At 47.3% G+C, this 25,319-nt stretch carries 18 protein-coding genes; 10 read left to right on the forward strand and 8 right to left on the reverse strand.

Annotated elements, in window-relative coordinates; translation table 11 throughout:
* Position 1: 1 nt before the first annotated feature.
* The 4 genes from nagA to ACQY6I_RS06890 all read left to right on the forward strand — a co-directional run bounded on the left by nagA (position 2) and on the right by ACQY6I_RS06890 (position 4,003).
* Entirely contained in the window at positions 2 to 1,162 is a 1,161-nt protein-coding gene (gene nagA, locus ACQY6I_RS06875) for an N-acetylglucosamine-6-phosphate deacetylase (RefSeq protein WP_428240731.1), read from the forward strand.
* Positions 1,153 to 1,935: a glucosamine-6-phosphate deaminase gene (gene nagB / locus ACQY6I_RS06880; RefSeq protein WP_428240732.1), complete on the forward strand. Its 783-nt coding sequence runs from the start codon at positions 1,153 to 1,155 to the stop codon at positions 1,933 to 1,935. Before nagA ends, nagB begins: the two co-directional genes overlap by 10 nt.
* A 214-nt stretch (positions 1,936 to 2,149) precedes the next feature.
* On the forward strand, positions 2,150 to 3,175 hold the full coding sequence (gene ilvA, locus ACQY6I_RS06885) for a threonine ammonia-lyase IlvA (protein ID WP_428240733.1): 1,026 nt from the start codon (positions 2,150 to 2,152) through the stop codon (positions 3,173 to 3,175).
* 75 nt (positions 3,176 to 3,250) lie between these two features.
* Positions 3,251 to 4,003, forward strand: a complete 753-nt coding sequence (locus ACQY6I_RS06890) for a hypothetical protein (protein WP_428240734.1) — start codon at positions 3,251 to 3,253, stop codon at positions 4,001 to 4,003.
* Between the two features lie 163 nt (positions 4,004 to 4,166).
* Here ACQY6I_RS06890 and metF read toward each other — a convergent pair whose 3' ends face one another.
* The 4 genes from metF to ACQY6I_RS06910 are packed head-to-tail and all read right to left on the reverse strand — an operon-like array spanning position 4,167 to position 8,647.
* The gene (gene metF, locus ACQY6I_RS06895; protein WP_428240735.1) at positions 4,167 to 5,000 is read right to left on the reverse strand and encodes a methylenetetrahydrofolate reductase [NAD(P)H]; all 834 of its coding nucleotides are present in this window, start codon (positions 4,998 to 5,000) and stop codon (positions 4,167 to 4,169) included.
* Positions 5,001 to 5,049: 49 nt separating this feature from the next.
* Complete coding sequence (gene ahcY, locus ACQY6I_RS06900) at positions 5,050 to 6,447, reverse strand: adenosylhomocysteinase (protein WP_428240736.1); 1,398 nt, start codon at positions 6,445 to 6,447, stop codon at positions 5,050 to 5,052.
* A gap of 52 nt (positions 6,448 to 6,499) precedes the next feature.
* Positions 6,500 to 7,660 (reverse strand): methionine adenosyltransferase, encoded by a 1,161-nt coding sequence (gene metK, locus ACQY6I_RS06905; RefSeq protein ID WP_428240737.1) that lies wholly within the window; start codon positions 7,658 to 7,660, stop codon positions 6,500 to 6,502.
* Positions 7,661 to 7,684: 24 nt separating this feature from the next.
* Positions 7,685 to 8,647, reverse strand: a complete 963-nt coding sequence (locus tag ACQY6I_RS06910) for a metalloregulator ArsR/SmtB family transcription factor (protein WP_428240738.1) — start codon at positions 8,645 to 8,647, stop codon at positions 7,685 to 7,687.
* Positions 8,648 to 8,887: 240 nt separating this feature from the next.
* Here ACQY6I_RS06910 and tkt point away from each other — a divergent pair, with 240 nt between their 5' ends.
* Both tkt and ACQY6I_RS06920 read left to right on the forward strand, forming a co-directional pair.
* Positions 8,888 to 10,882, forward strand: coding sequence for a transketolase (gene tkt, locus ACQY6I_RS06915; RefSeq protein WP_428240739.1), 1,995 nt, complete (start codon positions 8,888 to 8,890; stop codon positions 10,880 to 10,882).
* A 152-nt stretch (positions 10,883 to 11,034) separates the two neighbouring features.
* The gene (locus ACQY6I_RS06920) at positions 11,035 to 11,415 is read left to right on the forward strand and encodes a gamma-butyrobetaine hydroxylase-like domain-containing protein (RefSeq protein ID WP_428240740.1); all 381 of its coding nucleotides are present in this window, start codon (positions 11,035 to 11,037) and stop codon (positions 11,413 to 11,415) included.
* Between the two features lie 320 nt (positions 11,416 to 11,735).
* Here ACQY6I_RS06920 and ACQY6I_RS06925 read toward each other — a convergent pair whose 3' ends face one another.
* From ACQY6I_RS06925 to ACQY6I_RS06940, 4 genes are all read right to left on the reverse strand, one after another.
* Positions 11,736 to 12,527 (reverse strand): ABC transporter permease, encoded by a 792-nt coding sequence (locus ACQY6I_RS06925; protein WP_428240741.1) that lies wholly within the window; start codon positions 12,525 to 12,527, stop codon positions 11,736 to 11,738.
* On the reverse strand, positions 12,524 to 13,411 hold the full coding sequence (locus ACQY6I_RS06930; protein ID WP_428240742.1) for an ABC transporter permease: 888 nt from the start codon (positions 13,409 to 13,411) through the stop codon (positions 12,524 to 12,526). The genes ACQY6I_RS06925 and ACQY6I_RS06930 overlap by 4 nt, the downstream gene beginning before the upstream one ends.
* A complete protein-coding gene (locus ACQY6I_RS06935) occupies positions 13,404 to 14,486 on the reverse strand; it encodes an ABC transporter ATP-binding protein (protein WP_428240743.1) in 1,083 nt (360 codons plus the stop codon). The genes ACQY6I_RS06930 and ACQY6I_RS06935 overlap by 8 nt, the downstream gene beginning before the upstream one ends.
* Before the next feature lie 83 nt (positions 14,487 to 14,569).
* The gene (locus ACQY6I_RS06940) at positions 14,570 to 15,682 is read right to left on the reverse strand and encodes a substrate-binding domain-containing protein (RefSeq protein ID WP_428240744.1); all 1,113 of its coding nucleotides are present in this window, start codon (positions 15,680 to 15,682) and stop codon (positions 14,570 to 14,572) included.
* Positions 15,683 to 16,299: 617 nt separating this feature from the next.
* Between ACQY6I_RS06940 and ACQY6I_RS06945 the strand changes: the two genes are divergently transcribed.
* The 4 genes from ACQY6I_RS06945 to ACQY6I_RS06960 form a co-directional block, all read left to right on the forward strand.
* The gene (locus ACQY6I_RS06945) at positions 16,300 to 17,403 is read left to right on the forward strand and encodes a hypothetical protein (protein ID WP_428240745.1); all 1,104 of its coding nucleotides are present in this window, start codon (positions 16,300 to 16,302) and stop codon (positions 17,401 to 17,403) included.
* 6 nt (positions 17,404 to 17,409) lie between these two features.
* Positions 17,410 to 19,017, forward strand: a complete 1,608-nt coding sequence (locus tag ACQY6I_RS06950; protein WP_428240746.1) for a tetrathionate reductase family octaheme c-type cytochrome — start codon at positions 17,410 to 17,412, stop codon at positions 19,015 to 19,017.
* Positions 19,001 to 19,651 carry a cytochrome b/b6 domain-containing protein gene (locus ACQY6I_RS06955; protein WP_428240747.1) on the forward strand — a complete coding sequence of 217 codons (651 nt, stop codon included), beginning with the start codon at positions 19,001 to 19,003 and terminating at the stop codon, positions 19,649 to 19,651. Before ACQY6I_RS06950 ends, ACQY6I_RS06955 begins: the two co-directional genes overlap by 17 nt.
* 380 nt (positions 19,652 to 20,031) lie before the next feature.
* A partial coding sequence (locus ACQY6I_RS06960; RefSeq protein WP_428240748.1) for an FG-GAP-like repeat-containing protein occupies positions 20,032 to 25,319 on the forward strand: 5,288 nt, incomplete at its 3' end.

Consider the following 25,319-nt stretch of genomic DNA (forward strand, 5'->3'; position numbering starts at 1 on the left):
TATGCATGCTGTCTCTGCGCCGCGTATTTTTACCGGTGAAACATTCCTGACGGACCAGGCGGTGATCATTGAATCGGGTAACATCCAACAGCTTTGCCCTGTAAACCAGGTACCCGCTGGTATTCCTCACCACATACTTCGTGACGGTTTCATTTGTGCGGGTCTGATTGATCTGCAGGTGAATGGTGGAGGAGGTCTGCTGTTTAACGAGCATACACAAAGTGAGGCGCTATTTCAGATTGCCGATGCTCACCGGCAGTTTGGTACAACCTCAATTTTGGCGACATTGATCAGTGATACCCCTCAGGTTGTGGAAAGTGGTATCCGGGCAGTGAAGAAGGCACACCAGCAGAACCCTGGTCAGATCTTGGGTATTCATATCGAAGGGCCTTTTTTTAACCCCGCCCGTAGAGGCATTCATGATACCCGTTTTGTTCGCAGTCCCAGTGTCGAAGACCTGGAAATACTGGCCACCGCCGGGCCGGCTGTTCATCTCATGACACTGGCACCTGAGCAGGTTGATCGTGAATTTATTCATAGTCTCCGGCAAATGGGATACCACGTTTGGGGAGGACACAGTGAAGCCAGTTATCAACAGGTTCGAGCTGCCATAAAAGCCGGTCTGACTGGATTTACACATTTGTACAATGCTATGTCCCAGCAAAGTGCGCGAGAGCCGGGCATGCTTGGCACAGCCCTGGCTGCTGATCAATGCTGGGCGGGAATTATTGCGGATGGTTTCCATGTTCATAAAAACAGTATTGAAGTAGCCCTGCGGTGTAAGCCAAAAGGAAAACTGCTGCTGGTATCAGACGCCATGAGCACAATCGGAACTGATAAAAAACAGTTCATGCTGAACGGACAGGTAATACGAGAAAAACAAGGCATGCTGGTCAATCAGCAAGGTACGCTGGCTGGCTCTGCCATAACTTTAATGGATGCCGTTCATTACCTCGTTGAGAATCTGAATATGGAGCTGGAGGAAGCTCTGCGAATGGCATCCGTATATCCCGCAGAAGCGATATCCCTGGGTCACGTATTAGGCCGGATCAAGCCTGGCTATATCGCAAATTTGATACATATCGAAAAGCAATCGGTACTCCATTCCTGGATAGACGGAAAATTGCTGGAGCACCGCATCGGAGAAGCAGTATGCGTATAGTAATATTAAACAATAGTGATGATGTCGCCGCTTATGGTGCCCAACTGATCATTCGTCAGATCCAGAACAAGCCTGATTCTGTGCTGGGCCTGGCTACCGGATCATCTCCCATGAAATTGTATGACAAGTTGGTGGAAGCTGTGGCTGCGGGGGATGTTTCATTAGCCCAATGCGTTAGCTTTAACCTTGATGAATATGTTGGACTGGCGCCTGATCACGATCAGAGCTATCGCAGTTTCATGCAAAAACATCTATTTGAGCGAGTGGATATTCGTATAGAAAACACACATGTTCCCGATGGCCTGGCGTCAGATCCGGAACACATGTGCGCTCAATATGAGCAGGCTATTCGTGATCATCAAGGTGTCGATCTTCAACTGCTGGGTATTGGAGCCAATGGTCATATTGGTTTCAATGAACCCAGTTCCAGTCTGCGCTCCAGAACCCGTATCAAAACACTTACCATGCAAACGGTAAAAGATAATGCACGGTTCTTCAGTGCCGATGAATTTCAGCCGGAACTGGCGATTACTATGGGCATCGAAACAATCATGGAATCGCGCCAGGTTTTGTTATTGGCTACCGGTGAGAATAAAGCGGCTGCGGTAAAGGCAATGGTCGAAGGACCTGTGAGTGCATCCTGTCCGGCATCCGTATTACAGTTTCATCCAAAAGCGACTATTGTGCTCGACAATGCTGCGGCTGAACAGTTGGAAAACACGCAGTTTTATCTACGGGTGGAACAGGAAGCGCAAAAACTTGAATCAAAATGAGCGCTTGACATTATTACTGAGTTGCTCAATGATTTCGGCAAATTCGTGATATTTTATTTTCAGCCAACCAATATGACCTCATTAAAAGCAGCACAGATTATTATGATTATGTCCATCACTGAGAGGCTTTCGGTGGGCTAGCCTGTTTTTAACGAAAAAAAAGAACCCGCCAAATGGCGGGTTTTTTTTTGGTCTTTTTTTGTGAGATCGACTTATGAGCATAACAACGTCAGAACCTTTATCGGAGAGTGAAACCCTCTTACCTACATTGACTGATGTCCTCCAGGCCACAGACCGGATTCATCATGTGGTTAAGCATACCCCGCTACAGCGCAGTGAATACCTGAGCCAAAAGTATCAGGCGAACATCCTTCTGAAGCGTGAGGATCAACAGCTTATCCGATCATTCAAATTGCGTGGTGCGCTCAATAAAATGATTCAACTGAGCAGCGAACAACGGGCCAACGGAGTGGTTTGTGCCAGTGCCGGGAACCATTCTCAGGGCGTGGCCTATAGTTGTTCTCACCTTAAGATTCCAGCAACGATATATATGCCACGGAACACTCCAGCGCAAAAAGTTTCCCAAGTTAGAAAACATGGTGGAGACTGGGTTCGAGTGGTATTGGTTGGCGAAAATTTTGACGAGTCTTATCAACAGGCGATTCGTTTTCAACAACAAAACCACGCTACATTTATACATCCCTTTGATGATTTTGATGTGATCAGTGGTCAGGGAACAATGGCGTTGGAAATATTGGAAGACAGCCAAAGTTCCATTGATTATCTGTTTTCGCCGATTGGTGGAGGTGGGCTTGTTTCCGGTTTGTTGACAGTGTTTAAAGCCTCTTCCCCTCATACCAGAGTCGTGGGTGTGGAACCGGAAAATGCTGCTGCCATGAGTGCCTCGCTGAAGACCGGTCGTAATATTCAGTTGAACGATATCGACCCGTTTGTCGATGGAGCGGCAACTCTGAAGGCTGGCGAGTTGGGGTTTAAAATCTGCCAACAGAATATTGATCACATCATGACGGTTCATGAAAGTGAAGCCTGTAAAGCGTTGATTGAACTTTATCAGGAGCAGGCGATTGTTGCAGAGCTGGCCGGATCACTGAGTATAGCAGCACTGGAAAAACTCAAAGATGAAATCCGTGGTAAAACCGTAGTTTGCATTCTGAGCGGCAGTAATAATGATTTCTATCGTTTTGTGGAAATTAAGGAACGTGCTCATAGACTTGAATAATCGGTTTTCACTGCTGCTCTAAGTTTTTTGGTCACAGCGTGAAAGCAAGTGTTAAAAAAACTCAGGGAATACAGCATGTTAACAATTGTTAGAAGCCTGTTGATTGTTGTGGTCGTGTTGTTTGGTTTGCAGGGTTGTTATATCGAAATCGTTGACGACCATGAAGGTGATTCCATACATAGTGCCACGTATCTTGACATCTCACATGGTAACGTCCGTTATTCAGGTTCATTTGAAGACGAATGGGATAAAGATATTTTCAGGCTGGTGATTGCCAGTCAAGGTTACTATCACTTCTGGTCGAGTAGTCATCTCAATATTACCGGCCAATTGCTGTCTTCCAATGGTGACGTGATTGCGTCAGATTCCGGACACTATGATAACGGCTACAATTTCAGTTTTATCCGTTATCTTAGTGCGGGTACCTATTATCTTTCACTGAGTGGTGAACATGGAAATTATACTATTAATGTAGACAGCGACGAAGATACTTTCTGGGATGATATCGGTAATTCAATTGATGACGCTACTCTACTTCCCTTTTCCCATGCAATCGCTGCTGAAATTGATTACCCGACTGACGTGGATATATTTCAGATCAGGATTGATAACAGCGGGTATTATCGGTTTTACACCGATGGTGATCTTGATACGTATGGATATTTGATGGCCAGTGATGGCGATATCATTAACTCGGCAGATGACAATGGTCGAGATCAGAATTTTGCGATCGTCGAATATTTGTATGCCGGTACGTACTATCTCGCGGTAGAGTCCTTTAATTCATCTGATACTGGTATATATGTTGTGTACGCTGGTTATGATTAGTTCAACAGCATTTCTATTTTTCAGAGGTCACTTAGCCGCTTTTTTCTGTTTATTGAGTTGATAGACAACAGAATTTGGATCTACACAGGATCGAGTGGAATGTGGTTCGGTTGCGGGCAGAACGCATCTGACCGCAACTTATTGTCAGTGAAAAATGGTGACGTCAGGATAAGCGATTGAGAATTTTTAAAGTAGGTTCACTCTGATTCATTGAATAAAAATGCAGTGCCGGTGCGCCTCTTTCGATTAGATGACGACACAAATCGGCAACCACATCCGCACCAAATTCCTGCAATCCTTTGACATCATCCCGATAAGCTTCCAGTTTGCGTTTGACCCAACGTGGAATCTCGGCGCCACAACCATCGCTGAAGCGTACCAGATTGGTGTAATTGGTGATTGGCATGATGCCAGGGACAATGCCGATATCGCTACCCGCCCCGCGTACCTGATCCACAAAGAAAGAATAGGCATCAGGGTTGTAGAAATACTGGGTAATTGCGCTGCTGGCACCCGCGTTGACTTTGGTCATAAAATTACGCAGGTCGGTATTGAAGTCGGTTGCCTGGGGATGCATTTCCGGATACGCCGCCACTTCGATATGAAACTGATCCTGATACCGCTCACGAATGAACGCCACCAGATCGGACGCATAATGGAAATCACCATTGGTAGCACCCATGCCCGATGGCAGGTCGCCGCGTAGTGCCACGAGGCGTTTGATGCCGTTGGCTTTGTACAGATCCAGCAGTTCGGTGATTTTTTCCTGACTGGCGCCAATGCACGAAATATGAGGGGCTGTACAGATGCCTTTGTTATTGAGTTCAATCACCGTATTAATAGTGCGTTCCTGAGTGGAACCACCAGCACCGTAGGTAACGGAAAAGAACTCTGGTGTCTGTTCTGACAGGGTTGCGTGCGTGGTCAACAGTTTTTCCCTACCCTCTTCTGTCTTGGGAGGAAAAAACTCAAAACTCACTGGGGTTGAGATGGACATCGTATGCGGACTCCGTGTTAACGGGTCCGCAGGCGGACCCGGTCAAATATCAGTATTTGTATTCTTCCGGCTTGAATGGACCTTCTTTGGCAACGCCAATATAGTCAGCCTGTTCAGCGGTCAGCTGGGTGATGACCCCACCGAAACCTTTTACCATCTCAGCGGCAACTTCTTCATCCAGCTTTTTAGGCAGTACTTTCACGTACAAAGATTCTGCTTTTTTATCAGCTGGAAGATCGGCAAATTTACGCTCGAATAAATACATCTGTGCCAGCACCTGGTTGGCGAAAGAACCATCCATAATCCGGCTCGGGTGGCCTGTGGCATTACCCAGATTCACCAGGCGACCTTCACTGAGCAGAATCAGGAAGTCATCTTTAGTCTCACTGCGATAAATCTGGTGAACCTGAGGTTTTACTTCTTCCCATTTCCAGTTTTTCCGCATAAAGGCAGTGTCGATTTCGTTGTCGAAATGACCGATGTTACAGACAACCGCACCTTTCTTAAGTGCCTTAAGCATTGGTGCGTCACAGACATTAGTATTGCCGGTGGTGGTCACAATCAGATCGGTGTTTTCTAACAATCCTGCATTGACGCAATTGTCTTCACCGGTATTGACGCCATTGACATATGGAGAGACAACTTCGAAACCATCCATACACGCCTGCATCGCACAGATCGGATCAACTTCGCTGACCTTAACGATCATACCTTCCTGACGCAGAGACGCTGCTGAGCCTTTACCCACGTCACCATAACCAACAACCAATGCTTTTTTACCTGCCAGTAAATGATCCACACCGCGCTTAATGGCGTCATTGAGAGAATGACGGCAGCCGTATTTGTTGTCATTTTTGGATTTGGTTACGGAGTCGTTGACGTTAATAGACGGAACTTTCAGTTCGCCTTTGGCAAGCATTTCCAGCAAGCGGTGCACACCGGTGGTGGTCTCTTCGGAAATACCGTGGATCTGATCCAGCAGCTGAGGATATTTCTGGTGCAATACCAGAGTCAGGTCACCACCGTCGTCGAGTACCATGTTGGCATCCCACAGTTGATCGCTGTCTTTCTGAGCTTTGATGGTCTGCTCGATACACCACCAGAATTCTTCTTCCGTTTCACCTTTCCAGGCGAAGACCGGAATACCGGCTGCTGCGATGGCGGCCGCAGCGTGATCCTGAGTGGAGAAAATATTACAGGATGACCAGCGAACCTCCGCGCCCAGTGCCACCAGAGTTTCAATCAAAACGGCAGTCTGGATAGTCATGTGGATGCAGCCCATAATTTTGGCACCTGCCAGGGGCTGTTCTTTGCTGTATTTGGTCCGTAATGCCATCAATGCCGGCATTTCGCTTTCGGCGATTTCTATTTCCTTACGACCCCATTCGGCCAGGGAAATATCGCTAACTTTGTAGTCCGTAAAATCGGTGTTTGCTTGTACTGACATGGTTCCTCGCTAGGCCGGTCATTAACCGGCCGGATAATCAGTGAATAACGGGTTAAAGAGTGGCAGCGGCCTTCAATGCTTCCGCTTTATCTGTCTGTTCCCAGGTGAAGTCTTCGCCGGTCCGGCCAAAGTGACCATAAGATGCTGTGGGGCGATAAATGGGGCGACGCAGGTTCAACATGTCGATGATGCCCTGTGGGCGCAGATCGAAATGTTCGCGTACCAACTCAGCGATTCTGGCTTCTTCAATGGTATTGGTACCGAAAGTATTGATGGAAATAGAGGTTGGTTCAGCAACACCAATCGCATAGGAGACCTGAATTTCGCAACGATCTGCCAGACCAGCGGCGACAATGTTTTTGGCCACATAGCGACCGGCATATGCCGCAGAGCGATCCACTTTGGAAGGATCTTTACCTGAGAATGCACCACCACCGTGACGGGCCATGCCACCGTAAGTATCAACAATGATCTTACGTCCGGTCAGACCGCAGTCACCGACTGGTCCACCGATGATGAACTGGCCGGTTGGGTTAATATGGTAACGGGTATCTTTATGTAGCCATTCTGCCGGTAATACGTGTTTGATCACCTCTTCCATAATAGCTTCCTGAATATCGGCTTGTGATACTTCAGGAGAATGCTGAGTGGACAATACCACGGCGTCTACAGCGACTGGTTTGTTGCCTTCATAACGCAATGTTACCTGGGATTTTGCATCCGGACGCAGCCAGGGCAATACCTTGCTTTTACGCAATTGCGCCTGCCGCTCAACCAGACGGTGAGAGAAATAAATTGGAGCTGGCATCAATACATCGGTTTCGTTGCTGGCATAGCCGAACATCAAACCCTGGTCACCGGCACCCAGATCTTTACTTTCTGCTTCATCCACACCCATGGCGATGTCGCCGGACTGCTTGCCAATAGCGTTCAGTACTGCACAGCTGGCACCATCGAAACCAACATCAGAGCTATCGTAGCCGATATCCAGAATCACGCGACGTACAATGTCTTCCAGATCGACATAAGTATTGGTACGAACTTCACCGGCAATCACGGCCATACCGGTTTTTACCAGTGTCTCAACGGCAACACGGGAATTGGGATCGTCTTTGATGATGGCATCCAGGATGGCATCGGAAATCTGATCCGCCATCTTGTCAGGATGGCCTTCAGAAACGGATTCGGAGGTAAACAGGGAATATTCACTCATTGGCTTTTTCCTTCATTAAACTGTTTACGCGGCTTCTGGTTTTTGAAACAGCAGACACTGTATCTGAAAGCCATTTCGAAGACCCACGTAGATGGTTTGTCTATGTACCAGGTGACTGGATCGGGCCCAGTGCACCAGTTCGTTTTCTTCAAATCCGAGCCAGAGATCACCACAATTTTCTTTAGCCCAGGTCTGATCGTGTTGACACAATTCGGTAATCAGCAGACATCCCGATGGCGCCAGACTTTCAGCACTCAGCCGTAGTTCTCTGGCCGGATCAGGCACATGGTGCAATACCATGTTGTAGATGATCGTATCCGCCAATGGCGTATTTTGATCCAGTCCACTGATTTCGCCCTGTATCAGAGTGACATTGTCCAGCCGTTGCTGCTCACAACGCTGTTGTGCCTTGGACAGCATGTCGGCGGAAATATCAATCGCCAGTACCTGATCAAAACTGCGACTCAGGGTACTCAAAAACTCACCGGCACCTGGTCCGATTTCAATGGCCAGGCGTCGATGCTGGTACTGTGCAGACTGCAATAACTGCCGCACCGTCGCATCGTAACTCTCGAATTCAGCGATCAGATCCTGATGCTTTTTAAACTGATGCGCATGTTTATTGAAAAATTCCCTGGCGGCTTCAATCCGCCCCTGATGTACTTTTTCCGCTCTTTGCCGGACTTCCAGTGGCAGCTCCAGCTGCTCCAGGGCCAACCAGGTTTGCGCCAGCAGTGCCTGATGTGTACCGGTCAGCAGTGAGCGTCGATAAAAGATACTGTTACCTTCCTTGCGGGTCTCCAGCCATCCGGCACTGGCCAGAACCTTTAGGTGATGACTCATGCCAGACTGCTTCATCCCGCATATCTCACTGAGTTCCAGAACCCCATAACTACTGTCCTGAAGGACTTTCAGGGTTATCAACCGGATCGGATCAGCCGCCGCTTTCAGCAGCGTGGCGAGTTGTTCAAAGCTGGCGTTCATCATGGACGGAACTCTAGCAGTCGTTCCGGGCAGTTTCAACGTCTATATCAAAATATTTTGATATAGATTATGTCTTTTTAATGCAGGTATTTTTTCTTGAATTTATGAGGGAAATCAGCTGTTTTGCAGTGAGTTGCTTTACCCTTAGGTAATCATAAGTAAGAATATGCTTCCCAATTTTTCGTGGATGGCCGGAAATCCCTTCGTTCGTTCACTTCAAATGCAAATACCGAGGACCTTTCAATGCCTTCTCGCTCAGTCTTGGCGAATGCTATTCGCGCTCTTAGTATGGACGCTGTACAAAAGGCCAAATCCGGCCACCCTGGAGCTCCCATGGGAATGGCGGATATCGCTGAAGTACTCTGGAATGATTATCTAATTCACAATCCAAAGAATCCTCATTGGGCTAACCGTGATCGGTTTGTGTTATCCAATGGGCATGGCTCTATGCTGTTGTATTCGCTGTTACATCTGACAGGCTATGAGCTTCCTATCGAAGAGTTGAAAAATTTCCGGCAACTGCACTCCAAGACTCCGGGTCACCCGGAATATGGTTACGCCCCCGGTGTTGAAACCACGACTGGCCCTCTGGGTCAGGGTGTTGCCAATGCGGTGGGTATGGCGCTGGCTGAAAAGACTCTGGCGGCACAGTTCAACAAACCCGGACATGAAATTGTGGATCATCATACCTACGCTTTTATGGGCGATGGTTGCATGATGGAAGGTATTTCCCACGAAGTCTGTTCGCTGGCCGGCACTTTGGGTTTAGGTAAACTGATTGCATTTTATGACGACAATGGCATTTCCATTGACGGTGAAGTGGATGGTTGGTTTACCGACGATACGCAAAAGCGTTTCGAAGCCTATGGCTGGCAGGTCATTCCACGTGTAAACGGTCATGACCCTGAAGAAATCAAACAGGCCCTGACGACTGCCCGCAATGAGACTGAGCGTCCGACTCTGATCATGTGTAAAACATTGATTGGTTATGGCTCTCCCAACAAACAAGGCAAAGAAGAATCTCACGGTGCACCACTGGGCGACGGTGAAATCAAACTAACCCGTGAAAACCTGGGATGGCAGCATGAACCGTTTGTGATTCCAGAAGACATCAAGAGTGCCTGGGATGCCACTGAAAAAGGTGCCACAGCCGAGGCTGCCTGGAATGATACGTTTGCTGCATACGAAACTGCCTTCCCGGCCGAAGCAGCAGAATTCAAACGCCGTATGGCGGGTGAATTACCGGCAGATTTTAACGCGCAGGCCGATGCCATCATTGCTGAAATTGCTCAGAAAGGTGAAACCATTGCCAGCCGTAAAGCTTCTCAGAACAGCCTGGAAGCATTTGGCAAAGTGTTACCGGAACTGCTGGGTGGTTCTGCTGACCTTGCACCTTCCAACCTGACCATGTGGAGCGGTTCCGTATCGGTCACAGATGATGCGGCGGGCAACTATGTACACTACGGTGTGCGTGAATTCGGTATGAGCGCAATCATGAACGGTGTTGCTTTGCATGGTGGTCTGGTGCCTTACGGCGCGACCTTCCTGATGTTCATGGAATATGCCCGTAATGCGGTACGTATGGCTGCGATCATGAAGCTGCGCTCCATCTTCGTTTACACCCATGACTCTATCGGTCTGGGAGAAGACGGGCCGACTCACCAGCCGGTTGAACAGATGGCTAACCTGCGTACCACACCGCGGATGCAGAGCTGGCGTCCATGCGACGCGGTTGAATCTGCTGTTGCCTGGAAGATGGCTGTGATGCGTAAAGATGGACCAAGCGCACTGATATTCTCCCGTCAGAATCTGCCACACCAGGCGCGTACTGATGAACAGATTGCTGCGATTGCCCGTGGTGCCTACATCCTGAAAGACTGTGACGGTACTCCGGAGGTTATCCTGCTGGCCACCGGTTCAGAAGTTGGCCTGATCGTTGATGCGGCTGCGGAACTGGCCGAACAAGGTAAGAAAGTTCGGGTGGTATCCATGCCAAGCCCCGAAGTCTTCGAAGCCCAGGACGCTGCTTACAAAGAAGCTGTATTACCGTCAGCTGTTCGTGCCCGTGTGGTTGTGGAAGCTGGTATCAAGGATTACTGGTACAAGTTTGCCGGCCTTGATGGCGTGATCATTGGCATGACAACATTTGGTGAGTCGGCACCGGCTGGAGAACTGTACCAGTACTTTGGTATTACCAAAGAAGCGGTTGTCGAAGCGGCTGTCGGATTGTTGAAGTAACTTATTAATCTGGCTTATAACAGGTTAATAATACGCTGAGAAAAGAGCCGTAAGGCTCTTTTTTTATGGGCTGACATTGGTGATCAAGACGTTCTGGATTGATCACTACTCAAAGACTAAACTATCCGCTTTCAAATGGAGTGGTACTTACAATGATTCTCCCCACCCAGGTACATTTTCATAAAAAATCCCAGATGCTGGAATTGGCCTTTGACGATGGTACTCACAATTCTCTGAGTGCAGAGTTCTTGCGGGTGCACTCACCTTCTGCTGAGGTTCGTGGTCATGGTATCGGTCAGGAAAAATTGCAGGTGGGCAAGAGCCAGGTACAGATTCTGGATATTCAACCTTCCGGTAACTACGCGCTTAAAATTGTGTTCAGTGATGGCCACGACAGTGGCTTGTATGACTGGAAATATCTGGCGCATTTATGTCGCGATCAGGCATCACTCTGGCAGCAGTATCTGGTGAAGTTGGAAAGTATCGGAGCCAGTCGTGAGCCGCAGTTTATATCTGCCACTCAGCTCAAGTAACCAGCAACTGCGATACTTTTGCATGGGGCTGAATGTCAGCTTAATCAGTTGATCAGAGTTGCTTGTATATCGTGACCAGCATGTAAGAATCCGGGCCGCTGAATAATAACGAAGTTTGGGAATCAGCAGGATGGCGCAGAAAGGCACTTGCGCCCAAAACGCAAAAATGCCTGTTAGCCTGGCAATCAAACCGATCGAAATGATCTGATTGACGATCTCATCGGGAATCAGGTTTGTATTGATTTTCAACCAGAGCCAACTCACCATCTGATATAAAAAGCGCCTTTCCCTGTGGGTCAGGCGCTTTTCATTTGCCCTTGTCAGATACTCTTCTCGTACCGCCGTTTCAACTCATATACAACCGCAAACAAAACGGTTATGACGATCAATGTCAGGCCTAGAGCATTCACTGCAGGCGTCAGGCCTGTTCGTACTTTTGAGGCAATATAGACTGTTAGCGTGGTGTCATATCCTTTAACAAACAACGTCGTATTGTAGTTTTCGAATGACTGTAGAAAGGTCAACACGGCAGAGGAAAACATGGTGGGTCGTAAATAAGGCAACAGAATGCGTCGGAAGGTCTGCCACTGTGTGGCTCCCAGGCTTAATGCTGCCTGTTCCAGTGTTCGATCAAATCGTTGTAACCGTGCCAGCATCATCAACATGACATAGGCACTGATAAAGCTCGTTTGCGCCACGACAGTTAAAAACATCCCGCCATTAACAGACAGACTGCGCCAGAAGATTAACGTCGATATGCCAATAATGACACCCGGTGTCAGTAATGGCGACATCATCAGGGAATACAGAAACGTCTTGGCACGACCGTTGACGCTGGAAAGAAACAGGGCACAGCTGATACCAATTGGTAAGGCCAGTAACAGTACTCCTAGAGCCACGAGCAGACTGGTCAGCAATGCCTGCCACATAGCACCATCCTGAGCGAGTGCCTGAAACCATTTCAAGGTGAAACCTTTCCATGGGGAAATTGTTGGAAAGCGACTATCGTTAAACGTTGCCAACCCCATAATGATTAGCGGCATAAACAAATAGAGAAAGAAAAAACCAATATAAAACCGTACGCTCCAGCGCAGTATGGATTGACTGCTCATCGGGCGATATCCCCCAACCCTACCCTGAAAATCCGCATGATCAGAGCGATAAAACCGATGCAAATCAGCAACAGCAGAAATGCATATGCAGCACCCTGATTCCAGTTGCCACCTTCAAAGAACCAGTTATAGATGATTTGGGTAAACCAGCGGCTGCCGGGAGATCCGAGCAGAGCCGGTACTGCGTAGCTGCCGGCCGCCAGCATAAATGTCATGATGCAGCCGGTGGCGATACCGGGTTTGGCGTGGGGAATGACAACCCGAAAGTGAGTGCGAAGCCAACCCGCACCCAGATTTCTGGCGGCTTTGATCTGATTGTTATCGAGACTTTCGATACCGTTATAAATCGGGAAAACCATAAACAGAATATAAGCGTAGACCATGCCGATCATGACTCCGCCGTTGCCACTTAAAAAGCGGATCGGTCGTTCGGTCAAACCCATTGCCTGTAGCAGCGCATTCAATGGCCCTTTATAGGCCAGAATAATGTACCAGGAAAATGTTCGTAAAATTTCATTTATCCAGAACGGAATAATCAGCAGCAACATGCAAATCGCAGCCTGTCCAGGCGTCGCGACTTTGGCCAGATAAAACGCCAGTGGATAACAGAGTAGTAATGTTAGTAAGGTAACGGATACGCTTGACCAAATGGTTTTAAAAAAAATGGATAAATGAATTTTGTTATTGAACAGGGTTTGATAGTTGATCAGCGAATAATGGTCTTTAGGGCCTCCAAGTTCTGCCGGTAACAGGTTCGGGCGAAAAGAATAATCAATCATCAGAACCTGCGGCAGAATCACCATGCCGATCAGCCAGATGACAATCATCAGAATAATGCCGATCGCCAGAGCACTGCCGAAACGGCTTCTCAGTTGACTAAACATCATTACCTCCCGAGATCACAATAGCTTCGGCTGAATTAAACGATAACCTAATTTCACTGTGGGGTACCATCGAGGCCAGATACTGATCAGAGCTGATCTGCACTGTGAGTTTGATGTGATCGTTTGCCATGGCTACCAATGTCAGATATGAACCTTCGAAGTTGACTTCTTCAATACTGGCTCGGAATTGATTGGCATGCCGCTCATAATCGAGAGATATATGTTCCGGACGAATAAACAATGTTGCGTTATCACCGCGATTCAGATTGCCGGGATTACGTCCCTGTAACAAGCCAAGCTCACGACAGTCGAGGGTGACGAACTGAGCATTCATATCTGTCACCTGCCCCTGAATGGCATTATTTTCACCAACGAATCCAGCGGTAAAAATGGTTTGTGGTTGACGATACAGCGTAATTGGATCCGCTACCTGTTGCAATTTTCCTGCGGACATCACTGCAACCCTGTCAGACATGGTGAGTGCTTCGCCCTGATCGTGAGTGATATAAATAAAGGTGATGCCGGTTTTGCGCTGTAACTCTTTTAGTTCGTTGCGCATGTGTTGGCGTAGCTTGAGATCGAGAGCGGAAAGTGGTTCATCGAGCAGCAATACCTGAGGTTCCACTGCCAGGGCACGGGCAATCGCGATACGCTGTTTTTGTCCGCCGGATAGCTCGGATATTTTCTTATTATCACTACCAGCCAGGTCCACCAATTCCAACAGTCGGTTTGACGTTTTTCTTCGTTCAGCCTTTTTGATCCCTCTGACTTCAAGTCCGAATTCGATATTTTCGGCAACACTCATCAAAGGAAACAGTGCCAGGTTCTGAAAAATCATGGAGGTCGGCCGTTTGTTGGCCGGAACGCCCTGCATGTTCCTGTCGCCAATATAAACATTTCCCTGAGTGGGCTGAAGAAAACCGCTGATCATATTTAAAATCGTGGTTTTGCCACACCCCGACGGCCCGAGAAAACTAAAAAACTCTCCGGATTCAATTTTCAAATCCAATTGTTGTACGGCGGTGAATTCGCCAAACTGCATGACAATGTTGTCAAGATGAATACTGCTATCCATTAGACGTTATAACCTATAATTGACGGAATATTGCATTCCATGAAAAGCCCCCTGAGGAGTATCCCAGGGGTTCGGGACAGGGTTCAGGCAGACAGAAAACGGTCCTGATATTCATTACGCAGAGCAACGTACCAAGGCTCCTGAATCGGCCACCACCACAGACTGGCGAGATCTTTTTCGGAATAAGAGCTGCTGAAGAATTTTTTCGTGGCTTCCGGTAACAGTGCTTCGGCACCTTTGGAGGTGGAGTTGTATCCGGTGGATTTTACGAACATGGCACCGGCTTCGGGTGTGTAATACCAGTTTATAAACTCATAGACTGCATCAACATTGTTCGCATTCTTGGGAATCACAAAACCTTCCATCCATGCCAGTGCGCCCTCTTTAGGAGCGCCGTAGGCGATGGGTTCGCCTTCAGATTGCAATTTAAAGGCAGTGCTGTCCCAGGTTTGACCAATGATGGCACCATTGGTGCGAAACGCGCCCTGGGCTTCATTTTCCGTTGACCAGAATTGCGCGATCATGCCCTTGTGCTCTGCTGCAACTTTCAGGATGACGTCAAAGTTGGCACGCATGGCTTTCTCGTTTTTATAAGAATCCAGCAATGGATACGGTAACTTGCCCTGCTGTTCCAACCAAAGGCCGATCCCTACGAGCGCAGAATGGCCGCGAACTGCGACACCGCCGTTGTGTTCAGGTTTCCACAAGTCACCATAACTCAGGTTTTTGGGGTCGACCGTGGCTTCTTCTGTGTTGTAGCAAATGGCCTCGGTACCCCAATCCGACGGTGCAAAATAGCGCTTGCCATTAATGACACCACCAACTTCTGAACCGCTCATTGCACTGTCCAGACAACCGTTCCAGTTAATTCGGGTGGTATCCAATGGTTGAATCAGATTGAAGTCCAGATAACCGGGAACCCGGTCAACGGTTGGCATAATAATGTCGAAACCAGTGCCATCGGTGGCACGTAGAGAATTCATCAATTCATCATTCGTGCCATAAGGTGTGAACGTTGCATGGATGCCAGTCTTGGTTTTAAAGTCTTTGAGCATTTCATCAGTGATATAACCGGCCCAGGCATAAATGCGTAGCTCTTTGGATGCAGCCATGGCACGGTTTATATAAAACGGAGAAGTTGCGGCGATACCGGCCGCAAGAGAACCTTTCACAAATTGGCGTCGAGATACTTTCATGGTGACTCCTCTTATTATGAGTATCATCAGGACCAGATAAGGTGTTCTGTTCCAAATACGGAATATCCAGGAAGATTATCTTGCAGAAATATGACAGGATAGTAACAGCGATGTCGTTGTAAAGTGAAACCCCCACTAAAATGCTAGCAGTAAATGTCGTTACTGGTGTCATATAAGTCATAAACAGGCAATTGGATCAGACAGAGAAAATCAAGGCTGAAACAGCTATAAACTGACTTTTTCTCCGATCAGGTGTGTTATCAAGTCTGTTATTCAGACTCAATATGTAAATATGGTAACGACTGTTTTTTAGATGATCATCAGGTGACCGATAGGCATATGGCTAAAGTCAGACTACGTTTTTATGGTTATCGACCATTTTGACCGTCTGAGTTGCTTCTGCTGAAACAGAAGACGGTTTCAAAGAGACTGATACATTTTTATACTGGCCAAGACAATGACAGCGTTTTATTTTCAAACACATTGACCTGCCACAGAAAACGATATATTTCCAGGGTGGTATTGTCTTTATAAATAGACTAAATATAAGCAGTACCCGGTTTCCCTGATCGAGTAGTCGCCGGAGATTATTACAATTACCAAATGAGGACTGTTGTATGATGCATACTAAACGTTCCTTATGCCTGACTGCCGTATTCACTGTTCTGGTTGCTGTATCCTTTTTTGCCCGAACTGCAGAGCATAAGCTGCCTGAGATTCCTTTTCTGGAAGACTGGCAGAGTTCCCCCCATGCCGATTTTGAAGCTGAGCCTTTCAGCCATTGGAATGATGAAGGTGTCGTCTCCAAAGACTGCGCCGGATGCCATTCCACCACAGGACACCTTGATTTTCTGGGAGTGGATGGCAGTGCCGTAGGAACGGTTGAAAAAGATGCACCGATAGAAGAAGGTGTTGCCTGTGTCGCTTGCCACAATACCGCGACGTTGCACAAAGAAGCGGTTTTGTTTCCATCTGGAATTGAAGTGGAACGTTTTGAACCAGACGCTCGATGCATGGACTGCCATCAGGGCCGTTCTTCCGGTATCGCTGTTGATAAAATGGTTCAGGAAGCGGCGGTGACCGACGATACTACCTCCGATAAACTGAAATTTCTGAATATCCACTACAGCGCCGCAGGAGCGACTCGTTTTGGTGCTGAAGTCCACGGTGGTTATCAGTATTCCGGACAGAAGTATGCTGGCTTCTATTTTCATGATGAAATGTCCACTCAGTGTAACGATTGTCACAATAACCATACGCTGAAAATCGATCCTCTGGGTTGTCAGGATTGCCATGAATCGGTCGTCACCAAGGATGACTTTGCTAATATTCGCGATCTGAAAGGTGACTTCGATGGCGATGGTAATACTGAAGAGGGCATCAAGTACGAAGTGCAGGGACTGGAAGAGTTGCTGCTCAGTGCCATGACACGTTATGCGACAGATGTGGTTGGCAGCGAAATTGCGTATGACGTACACACCTACCCCTACTTTTTCAATGACCTGAATGCCAACGGTAAAGTTGATGAAGATGAGGCCAATCGCAAGAATGGTTACAGCCACTGGACGCCAAGACTCGCTAAAGCGGCTTATAACTATCAGTTTGCACTGAAAGATCATGGCGCTTATATGCACAACGCGTCATACGTTCTGCAATTGATGCATGATTCCGTCATGGATCTCGGTCAGAAAGTGACAGTTCCAAAACTTGATCGGCCTTAACTCACCATGCCTGTATTGAATAAGCCGCTGCGATGGATGATGCAGTGGCTGTTTTTATTGCTGGTCAGTCCTTTGTTGATCGCCGGAGGAACGGCAGATCACCAGAAATTCGAAGTTTTGCAACAGAAGTTTGATAGTCTGCAACAGCTGAATGACGCGTGTATGTCCTGTCATACGGAAGCCCCTTCTCAACTACACGATACCATTCACTGGCGCTGGCAGTTTGAAGATGCGAGTGGCCACTTGCAGGGTAAACTGAGAGTCATGAATGGTTATCATCCTTCTGTGGCCTCGAATATGGATTCTTGCGATAACTGTCATATCGGTTACGGTTTGGAGGAACAGGAGCTGAGCGGTATTCGCCCGGAAGGTGCGGTAGATTGCATGATGTGCCATGACACCACCGGTGAATATTTTTACAGCAAATTTCACCAGGATGGAGCCAAGTGCCTGAATTGCCATGATGACGGCGCTGAGGCGTTAAAGAAGGAAATGGAAAACCAGGAATCACGGTTTACCGCGACGTTAACGACCATGGCGCAACAGGTCGGCATGACCACCAGTAGCGCCTGTGGCGCATGTCATTTTCATGATGGTGGTGCAGATGGCGCCAAACATGGTGATCTTGACAGTTCTCTTTTGAGTGCAAGTCATGAGTTGGATGTACACCTCAGTGCAGATGGTGCGAATTTGACCTGTAGCAGTTGCCACCAGGGAGATGATCATCAACTGTATGGGAGTCGTTATCAGGCAAATAGTCCGGCTGACCATAAAGGTGTGGATGCGTTAAATGGAGCCAGAGCCACCTGTGTCTCCTGTCATGGAGACAGACCGATGCAGGATGAGCGTTTGAATAATCATACAGATCGTGTTGCCTGCCAGACATGTCATATACCGGCATATGCGCGTGGAGGTGTTGCTACCAAAACCTTCTGGGACTGGTCCAAAGCCGGTGAGAGAAATCGTCGTCGCAAACCGATTGTTGAATATGACGAAGCCGGCAGAGTCACTTATGCATCACAAAAAGGTGCAATGCAGTATGGCGAAACACTGCGTCCGGACTATCGTTGGTTTGACGGCCAGATAACATTTGCCAAACCCGGGGATTCGGTCAACCCGGCGGCAGAAGTCATGATGACAACCATAGGAGGCGGTGCTGAACAAAAGAACAGTAAGATATTCCCCTTCCATGTATTCCGTTCAATACTTCCCTACGATTCCGGAGAACAAAAACTAGTGCCCATGCATCTGGCGGGTCGTGGGCGTGATGCATACTGGAATGGTTACAACTGGAAAAAATCACTACAGGCCGGCGCCGAAGCTGCAGGCATGACATTTTCTGGTGACGTTGGATTTATTGAGACAACCATGCTCTGGCCGTTGAATCACGGCGTCGCGCCAAAAGAGCAGGCGTTGACTTGCCAGCAATGTCATAGCGGAAAAAGTCTCCTGGCAGGAGTTCCTGATTTGTACATACCAGGGCAAAGTCAATCCTTTCTATTGGACCAATTGGGGAGGATGTTAATCATTCTTACGATTGTCGCAGTTGTAACACACGGAACCTTGCGAATTATATTTGCCTGGAGGAGAAAGCGAAATGAAGCAGACGACTGAGCGGATCCTGCTATTTAAGGCCTATGAACGATTCTGGCACTGGGCTCAAGCGGTATTGATCGTATTTATGGCTCTGACAGGATTTGAGATTCACGGTAACTACACACTGTTTGGATTTGACCAGGCGACCGAATTTCATGAAGTATCAGCCTGGTCGCTGGTGGTATTGTGGGTGTTCACCATCTTCTGGCATCTGACCACAGGAGAATACAAACACTACTTACCTACCCGTAAAGGATTATGGGAGCAACTGATGTACTATTCCAGAGGCATTTTCACCGGCGAACCGCATCCGTTTCATCCCAGTGCGGCGGCCAAACATAACCCGTTGCAACGACTTACTTATCTGCTGTTGAAGATATTGATATTTCCGACAATATGGATCAGTGGTCTGCTGTACCTGTTTTATAATGAATGGTCACGACTCGAATTGATCAGCGCCGAACTAAGCCTCAAAAGCGTTGCCCTGATTCATACGGCGGCCGCATTTCTGATACTGACCTTCCTCGTCGCTCACCTGTATTTGATTACCACGGGAGAAACCATTGGGCAATTTATGAAAGCCATGATCAGTGGTTGGGAGGAGGTGCCTGTGAGGCAAAAGAGACCTAATAAGACGGAAAAAAGCAGTTAAATATAAAAAATTGTCACTGTCATTGACTGGTTAATGCATAAACGCGGAGGTGACGTGCTTGTTGGTTATCGCTTGAAACCAAAAAATAACTTGTCTTGTTTACATCTTTCTTGCACAATTTTGTGAATTATTTTTGGGTTGTCCATCTATTGCCAGTGATGCTTGGTATCTTACCACTCAGATTACGTAGGAGATTCTGGATAGAAGTATTTATAAGGATGTGTTAAAGGATTTTCTGATTCTTCATGGCACCTTTCATTTTAGTAAAAATTCTTCATTTATCCATTGCTATATATCTGACTGATTCAGTGTGTCATTCCTTCAGGCAATAAGCCCTTTTCGAAATCTATCATGATGAGAATTTAAGTCTTGGAGAGCGTATGAAGCATTTGGTTGTATCTTTGGCTTTCGCGTTGATCGCTGGTTTTAGTACCAGTGCGATTGCGAGTACCAACCTTCAAACAGATTCGTTTAACATCTATAAGTTTGATACCAATAAAGATGGTAAAGACGATCTGGTCTTCATTGCCAAACCAAGATATGTCCTGATTGCATCAGGTGTATTGATTCCGATCAAGACCTACGATTCCAAAAATTTCACCCTACTCAATGATGGCAAGGGTGGGTATACATATTCCGCAGCTGTACCCGGTGTATCCGGTAAAAACCCTGTAGCATTGACATTATGGGACGGTGATTTCAATGGCGATGGCCTGAATGATGTTGCCATTGTCAGTAGCGGAGGAGCCAGCCTCTTAAATGGTTCTAATGGAAACACGCCTTCTGTATCCAATAACGCAAGTATTGGTGGTATTCACATCAGTACGAATCACACCTATCAGGAATACTCCGGCGAGGGGGGTTCAGGATTTAAGATTACTCATAAATCTACAGGTGCCTCCTGGATTGTAGACGCTCAGGGCAATCCATTAAATCCTACCCGAGATTATGCGCCAACAACTCTGGTGGGCAATTTAAAAGGTGATTTCACGGTTAGTGAAGGCGGAAGTGCCACGTATTATCTACCGCTGGATCTGCCAGCAGGGCCAGGTGGAATCAAGCCGAATATTTCTCTGAATTATGATTCTCAAAACGGTAATGGCCAGCTGGGGAAAGGCTGGGCAATTGGTGGGCTCGAAACGATCGCGCGCTGCCCTCAGAAGAAACCTAATAGTTCCCGAGGGACCCTTCAATACAATAATACGGATCGTTTTTGCCTGAATGGTCAGAGATTGGTCGCAGTGAGTGGTAACTACGGAGCCAACGGTACCAGCTATAGAACTGAAATTGATTCCCAGGTGCTGGTCGTTAGCCGGAACACAATCAGCGGTGGGCCTCTATATTTTGATGCGTATCTCGAAAACGGTGTTCATAAACAATTTGGCAACTCTGCCAGTTCGCGATTGTCCAGGAATCAGGGGGTCGGGGTTAAAGCCTGGGCGCTATCCTCTGTGAATCTTCCGGGTACCAATGCCTACACCCTTAACTACTTAACCAATTCCCAGACAGGTGAACAATTAATCTCTTCAATCAATTACGGGCAATATTCCGTTCAATTTCATTTTGAAGAGCGTCCTGATCGATCATTTGGTTGGAGCAGCGGCAGTAAATACCTGTATACAAAAAGGCTTAGAGATATACAGCTGACGCATAAAAACAATGTAGCACAGAACTACACTTTGTTTTATGGATACAGTCGTAATCATCAGCAGTCTATGCTTCAAGGGGTGCAGTTATGCTCATACGGCAAGTGCCTGGAGCCACTAAAGTTCTCCTGGCATGATGATCAGGGAGAGCTGTTATCCAGAAGTGGTGTTTATACCGATACTCAAGATAGTCAGCACTTTAATTACCGTTTCATCGCGGATATGGATGGTGATGGTCGGGCAGATTTTGTGGCCGATAGAGACAGCGGAAATGATAAAAGCAAAATTGTCATGCAGAGAGGTCAGTCAGATGGGAAATTTGGCGCTCCTTCTTATCCTGTTCGACGTGGAAGAAGCAGTTATGTCCAGAGCAGTGTTGTCGATATTAATGGTGATGGCAGTAATGACTATTGTCAGCATAAAGAAGACCGACTGTACTGTAATCTGTTCGGTACTTCGCTGAATAGAGATGTGGCAAGAGAACGCGTCATAGATAAAATTATGAAAAACGGCAGTATTCTCTATGCTGATATAGATGGTGATGGTTATACAGAAGCGGTGCATTGGCGCGATGGTTCTGAAAATATCCGGGTGTATTCATTTAATTTGCATGGCCGTGAAGACTCAGCGGTTGTCCATTCCGTGACAGAGCAAAAGCAGGTTCAGAAGGAAATAGTCAAGAAAGTCTATGCCGGTGATTTTGATGGCAATGGCCGCATGGATCTGTTAATTCGAACAGATAAATCCGCTTATATACGATATGGAAAATCTGATCGAACTCTGTCAGATCACAAATACAACTTCCTTGACGAAGGAGAAACTATTTCCACAAAATGGGTTGCCGATATGAATGGCGACGGTATGGATGATATCGTCTATACAAAGAGTCTTAATGGAAAGCTTTACGTTCGTTTGTCAAATGGGTTAGAAGATGGTTTCAGTAGTCCTATTTTATGGTCATCTGAAAGTTGCGTAAAAAATGAGACATTAGACAGTTTTGCCGATGTTAACGGCGATGGTCGTGCTGATGCGATTTGTTTGAGAAGTAGTAGTGGTAGTGATAGTACCAATACCAAATTGGGTCGTTACGATGACTTGACCTATCGGGTTCAGTTTACAGATGCATCCGGTACAGGTTTTTATAAAGAAACAAGCAGTAATGGCAATATTATTGATGATATTACTGGTACAGAGGTTCACGGCTTCCCCCTGGCATCGACAGTAGCAGACATTGATGGCGATGGTGACTCAGATCTGGTGATTTACGAAACCAGTCAACAGGACAACCGCGCATGGACTTATAAAAGTGACAATGAGTATCTTGCCATTACGGGCATAACCGATTCCAACGGTAACACCTCAGCAATCAGTTACGCTTCCATGACGGATGGTTCTGTTTACTACAATCCTCCGGCAACTCAGGCCGTTGCGGATCGCAACGAAAAAGAAGTCATGAGTAGTCGGACTTACCTGGTTAAACAGGTTAGCCACAGTAGCAATAGCAATCAGAAACTCAATACTTATTACAAATACGGTGGCGCATACAGCCACAATGTTGAAGGATATCTTGGCTTCAGTACGATTGTTTCGACCAGTGATAGGGCTTCGTGGAATGTTGCAACAGGCAAATACGATACTTATGGAATCGTTGCGACAACCTATAAGCGCCAAAGTGCTCCATTTATTGGCAAAACGGTTCAGGTCGTCAAGCGCACTTACGCTAAGCAGACGGCTCAGTCGCTCATCAGTAAAATAACGCTTAGTAATGAACATGGATTTGTCTTTGCCTACTCTACCGCCGGAGGTAGCAAAGAACGTTTATTTGAACATACAGAAGCTGGTCTTCAACCGATTATCGATTTACGCGATGGTACTGAGTTGAAAACCTATGATTCTCGCACCCGATCAATCGATTCACCTTCTGGCGGAGCGGACTCAGAAGGGCCCAAAACCCTTACCAATGTCTGGGCTTCGATTGCCCTGAATGGTGGCGTTAAAAAAACCTATCTTCAGAAATCGGCGGTTACTTATTTCGATTATCAAAACCTGACACTGAAACGAAATCGACAAATACAAACCAACACTTATACAAAAGTGTCAGGCTGTTTTGCACGTCTGACTAAAACAGAACAAACGTCAGGCCTGGGTGATTATCAGGTGAAGGCTACCAGCGAAAACCTAAGCTTCCGTTCAAATAGTGGGTGTGGTGGGTATGCAAACTTTCAGCCCACCCGGACCCGGGTGACGAGATCAGCCATTGGTTCTGCCTGGCAATCAGGGTTGGCCAGTGCAGCTACGGCAACGTCAGAAGTAAAGGTTAGTCAATATAGCTACACCTCTGATGGTCAATTACAAACGGTCACGGCCGCCAACAATTCAAGCCTGGATACCCGGGTTAGTTACACTTATGACAGCAGTGGCAACATGGCATCGACTGTGATCAGTCCTGTCAACAATGCCACTGGCAGAACGACAAAATCGGTTTATTACAATGGAACCGCCTGGCTGTCAGACACATATGATGCCGTGGGGCATCGGACACAAATGAGTAACTACACGGCATTCGGTCAGCCACAAACTATTCGGACGCAGGTTGATGCCAGGAACTGGCTGACGACCACGGTCAGTTATGATGAACTTGGGCGTGAAATATCGCGGCATCTGCCAAGCGGTGTCACCATCAACACGCATTATGGTTTCTGTCGTGATGGTGGCAGTACTGTAGGCTGTACTAATAACAACCTGTATTACAGTTATCAAAAAATCACTACCAGTGGCCAGCCGACCGTCTATAACTACTACGATAAACTGGGCCAGCTGACTAAAACGGCCACCCAGTCATTTAATTCCTCTCAGTATATTCTGGTGATGAACCAGTACGATCAATTTGGTCGTCAGATCAGGGTGTCGACTCCGGTGTTGGCGTCGTTGTCAGCAAACCCAACAGTTGCCTGGAATGATTCCCGGTTTGACCTTTATGATCGTCAGGTTCAGGTTAACCGGGCAGATGGCGGTATTACCAAATACAGTTATCAGGCAAATGGTCAGGGATATATCCGTACGATTACCAATCGGGTGAATGGCACTGCCAACCGTGTGACGGTAGAAACCTACAATCACAATGATCAGCTGCTTCAGGTGAAAGCCCCGAATGGAGCTATCACAACCTACGTTTATGATGTCAACGGTAAACTGGTCAGTCAGAAGTACTCCAAAGCAGATCATAGAAATATTGCAGCAGACCCGGAGAAGATCGGTTCAGGTCTGTTCGAAATTCGCAAAACCTATGATCTCTATGGCAACCTGACCTCGGAAACGGACCCGGACAAAGGCAAAACCCAATATAGCTACGATGCTTATGGTCAGGTGACTAAAGTGGTCACCGCCAAAAATCAGACCACTCAATATAGCTATGATGATCTGGGTCGAACAACTCGTCAGTACGCACCCGAGGGAACCGTCTGTTGGTATTACGACGAAGGTGATTACAGCTATGGTCAGCTGAGCGAAGTCCGTCAGTGGAGCGGTAATAAAGGGTGTGGTTCAGGCTCCAGCAAACCCGCTGGTTTCCAATACAGCAAGGGCATCAGCTATAACGCCAAAGGTCTGAGCTGGGTGGTGGAAGAAACACTGCCAGGCTTGAGCGGTACCTATGCCACGACCTATGACTACGACAGTTATGGGCGCCTGCTCAAAATATTCTATCCCGGTTCAGATCTGGATGTTGGCTATCGCTATAGCGGCTCCGGCTATCTCAGTCAGACGTACAACCTCAACACCAAAGCGGTTTATGAAACGGTTTCCGCCATGGATGCCTGGAACAATGTCACCGGCCAAAAACTGGGCAGCGCCTTAACCGTCAACAAGTCCTACCAGTTTAGCAATGGGCGCTTGAATACGATTGTGGCGAAACGAGGCAGTACCACACTGCTGAACCAGAAATACAGCTTTGACTACAGTGGTAATCTGACGGCTCTGCAGGATTATCAGGCCGCACCGGTCAACCCCGCTAACTGGATGGC

It is taken from the genome of Gynuella sp., from assembly GCF_050297175.1.
GTDB lineage: Bacteria > Pseudomonadota > Gammaproteobacteria > Pseudomonadales > Natronospirillaceae > Gynuella.

Bases quoted from the DNA above. Each gene is read 5' to 3' on its own strand.
- ACQY6I_RS06935 (WP_428240743.1), bottom strand. From the start codon at position 14,486: ATGGATAGCAGTATTCATCTTGACAACATTGTCATGCAGTTTGGCGAA.
- metF (WP_428240735.1), bottom strand. From the start codon at position 5,000: ATGTCCATCTCAACCCCAGTGAGTTTTGAGTTTTTTCCTCCCAAGACA.
- metK (WP_428240737.1), bottom strand. From the start codon at position 7,660: ATGAGTGAATATTCCCTGTTTACCTCCGAATCCGTTTCTGAAGGCCAT.
- nagA (WP_428240731.1), top strand. From the start codon at position 2: ATGCATGCTGTCTCTGCGCCGCGTATTTTTACCGGTGAAACATTCCTG.
- ilvA (WP_428240733.1), top strand. From the start codon at position 2,150: ATGAGCATAACAACGTCAGAACCTTTATCGGAGAGTGAAACCCTCTTA.
- ACQY6I_RS06920 (WP_428240740.1), top strand. From the start codon at position 11,035: ATGATTCTCCCCACCCAGGTACATTTTCATAAAAAATCCCAGATGCTG.
- ACQY6I_RS06940 (WP_428240744.1), bottom strand. From the start codon at position 15,682: ATGAAAGTATCTCGACGCCAATTTGTGAAAGGTTCTCTTGCGGCCGGT.
- ACQY6I_RS06945 (WP_428240745.1), top strand. From the start codon at position 16,300: ATGATGCATACTAAACGTTCCTTATGCCTGACTGCCGTATTCACTGTT.
- ACQY6I_RS06930 (WP_428240742.1), bottom strand. From the start codon at position 13,411: ATGTTTAGTCAACTGAGAAGCCGTTTCGGCAGTGCTCTGGCGATCGGC.
- ahcY (WP_428240736.1), bottom strand. From the start codon at position 6,447: ATGTCAGTACAAGCAAACACCGATTTTACGGACTACAAAGTTAGCGAT.
- ACQY6I_RS06955 (WP_428240747.1), top strand. From the start codon at position 19,001: ATGAAGCAGACGACTGAGCGGATCCTGCTATTTAAGGCCTATGAACGA.
- tkt (WP_428240739.1), top strand. From the start codon at position 8,888: ATGCCTTCTCGCTCAGTCTTGGCGAATGCTATTCGCGCTCTTAGTATG.
- ACQY6I_RS06925 (WP_428240741.1), bottom strand. From the start codon at position 12,527: ATGAGCAGTCAATCCATACTGCGCTGGAGCGTACGGTTTTATATTGGT.
- ACQY6I_RS06950 (WP_428240746.1), top strand. From the start codon at position 17,410: ATGCCTGTATTGAATAAGCCGCTGCGATGGATGATGCAGTGGCTGTTT.
- ACQY6I_RS06910 (WP_428240738.1), bottom strand. From the start codon at position 8,647: ATGATGAACGCCAGCTTTGAACAACTCGCCACGCTGCTGAAAGCGGCG.
- ACQY6I_RS06890 (WP_428240734.1), top strand. From the start codon at position 3,251: ATGTTAACAATTGTTAGAAGCCTGTTGATTGTTGTGGTCGTGTTGTTT.
- nagB (WP_428240732.1), top strand. From the start codon at position 1,153: ATGCGTATAGTAATATTAAACAATAGTGATGATGTCGCCGCTTATGGT.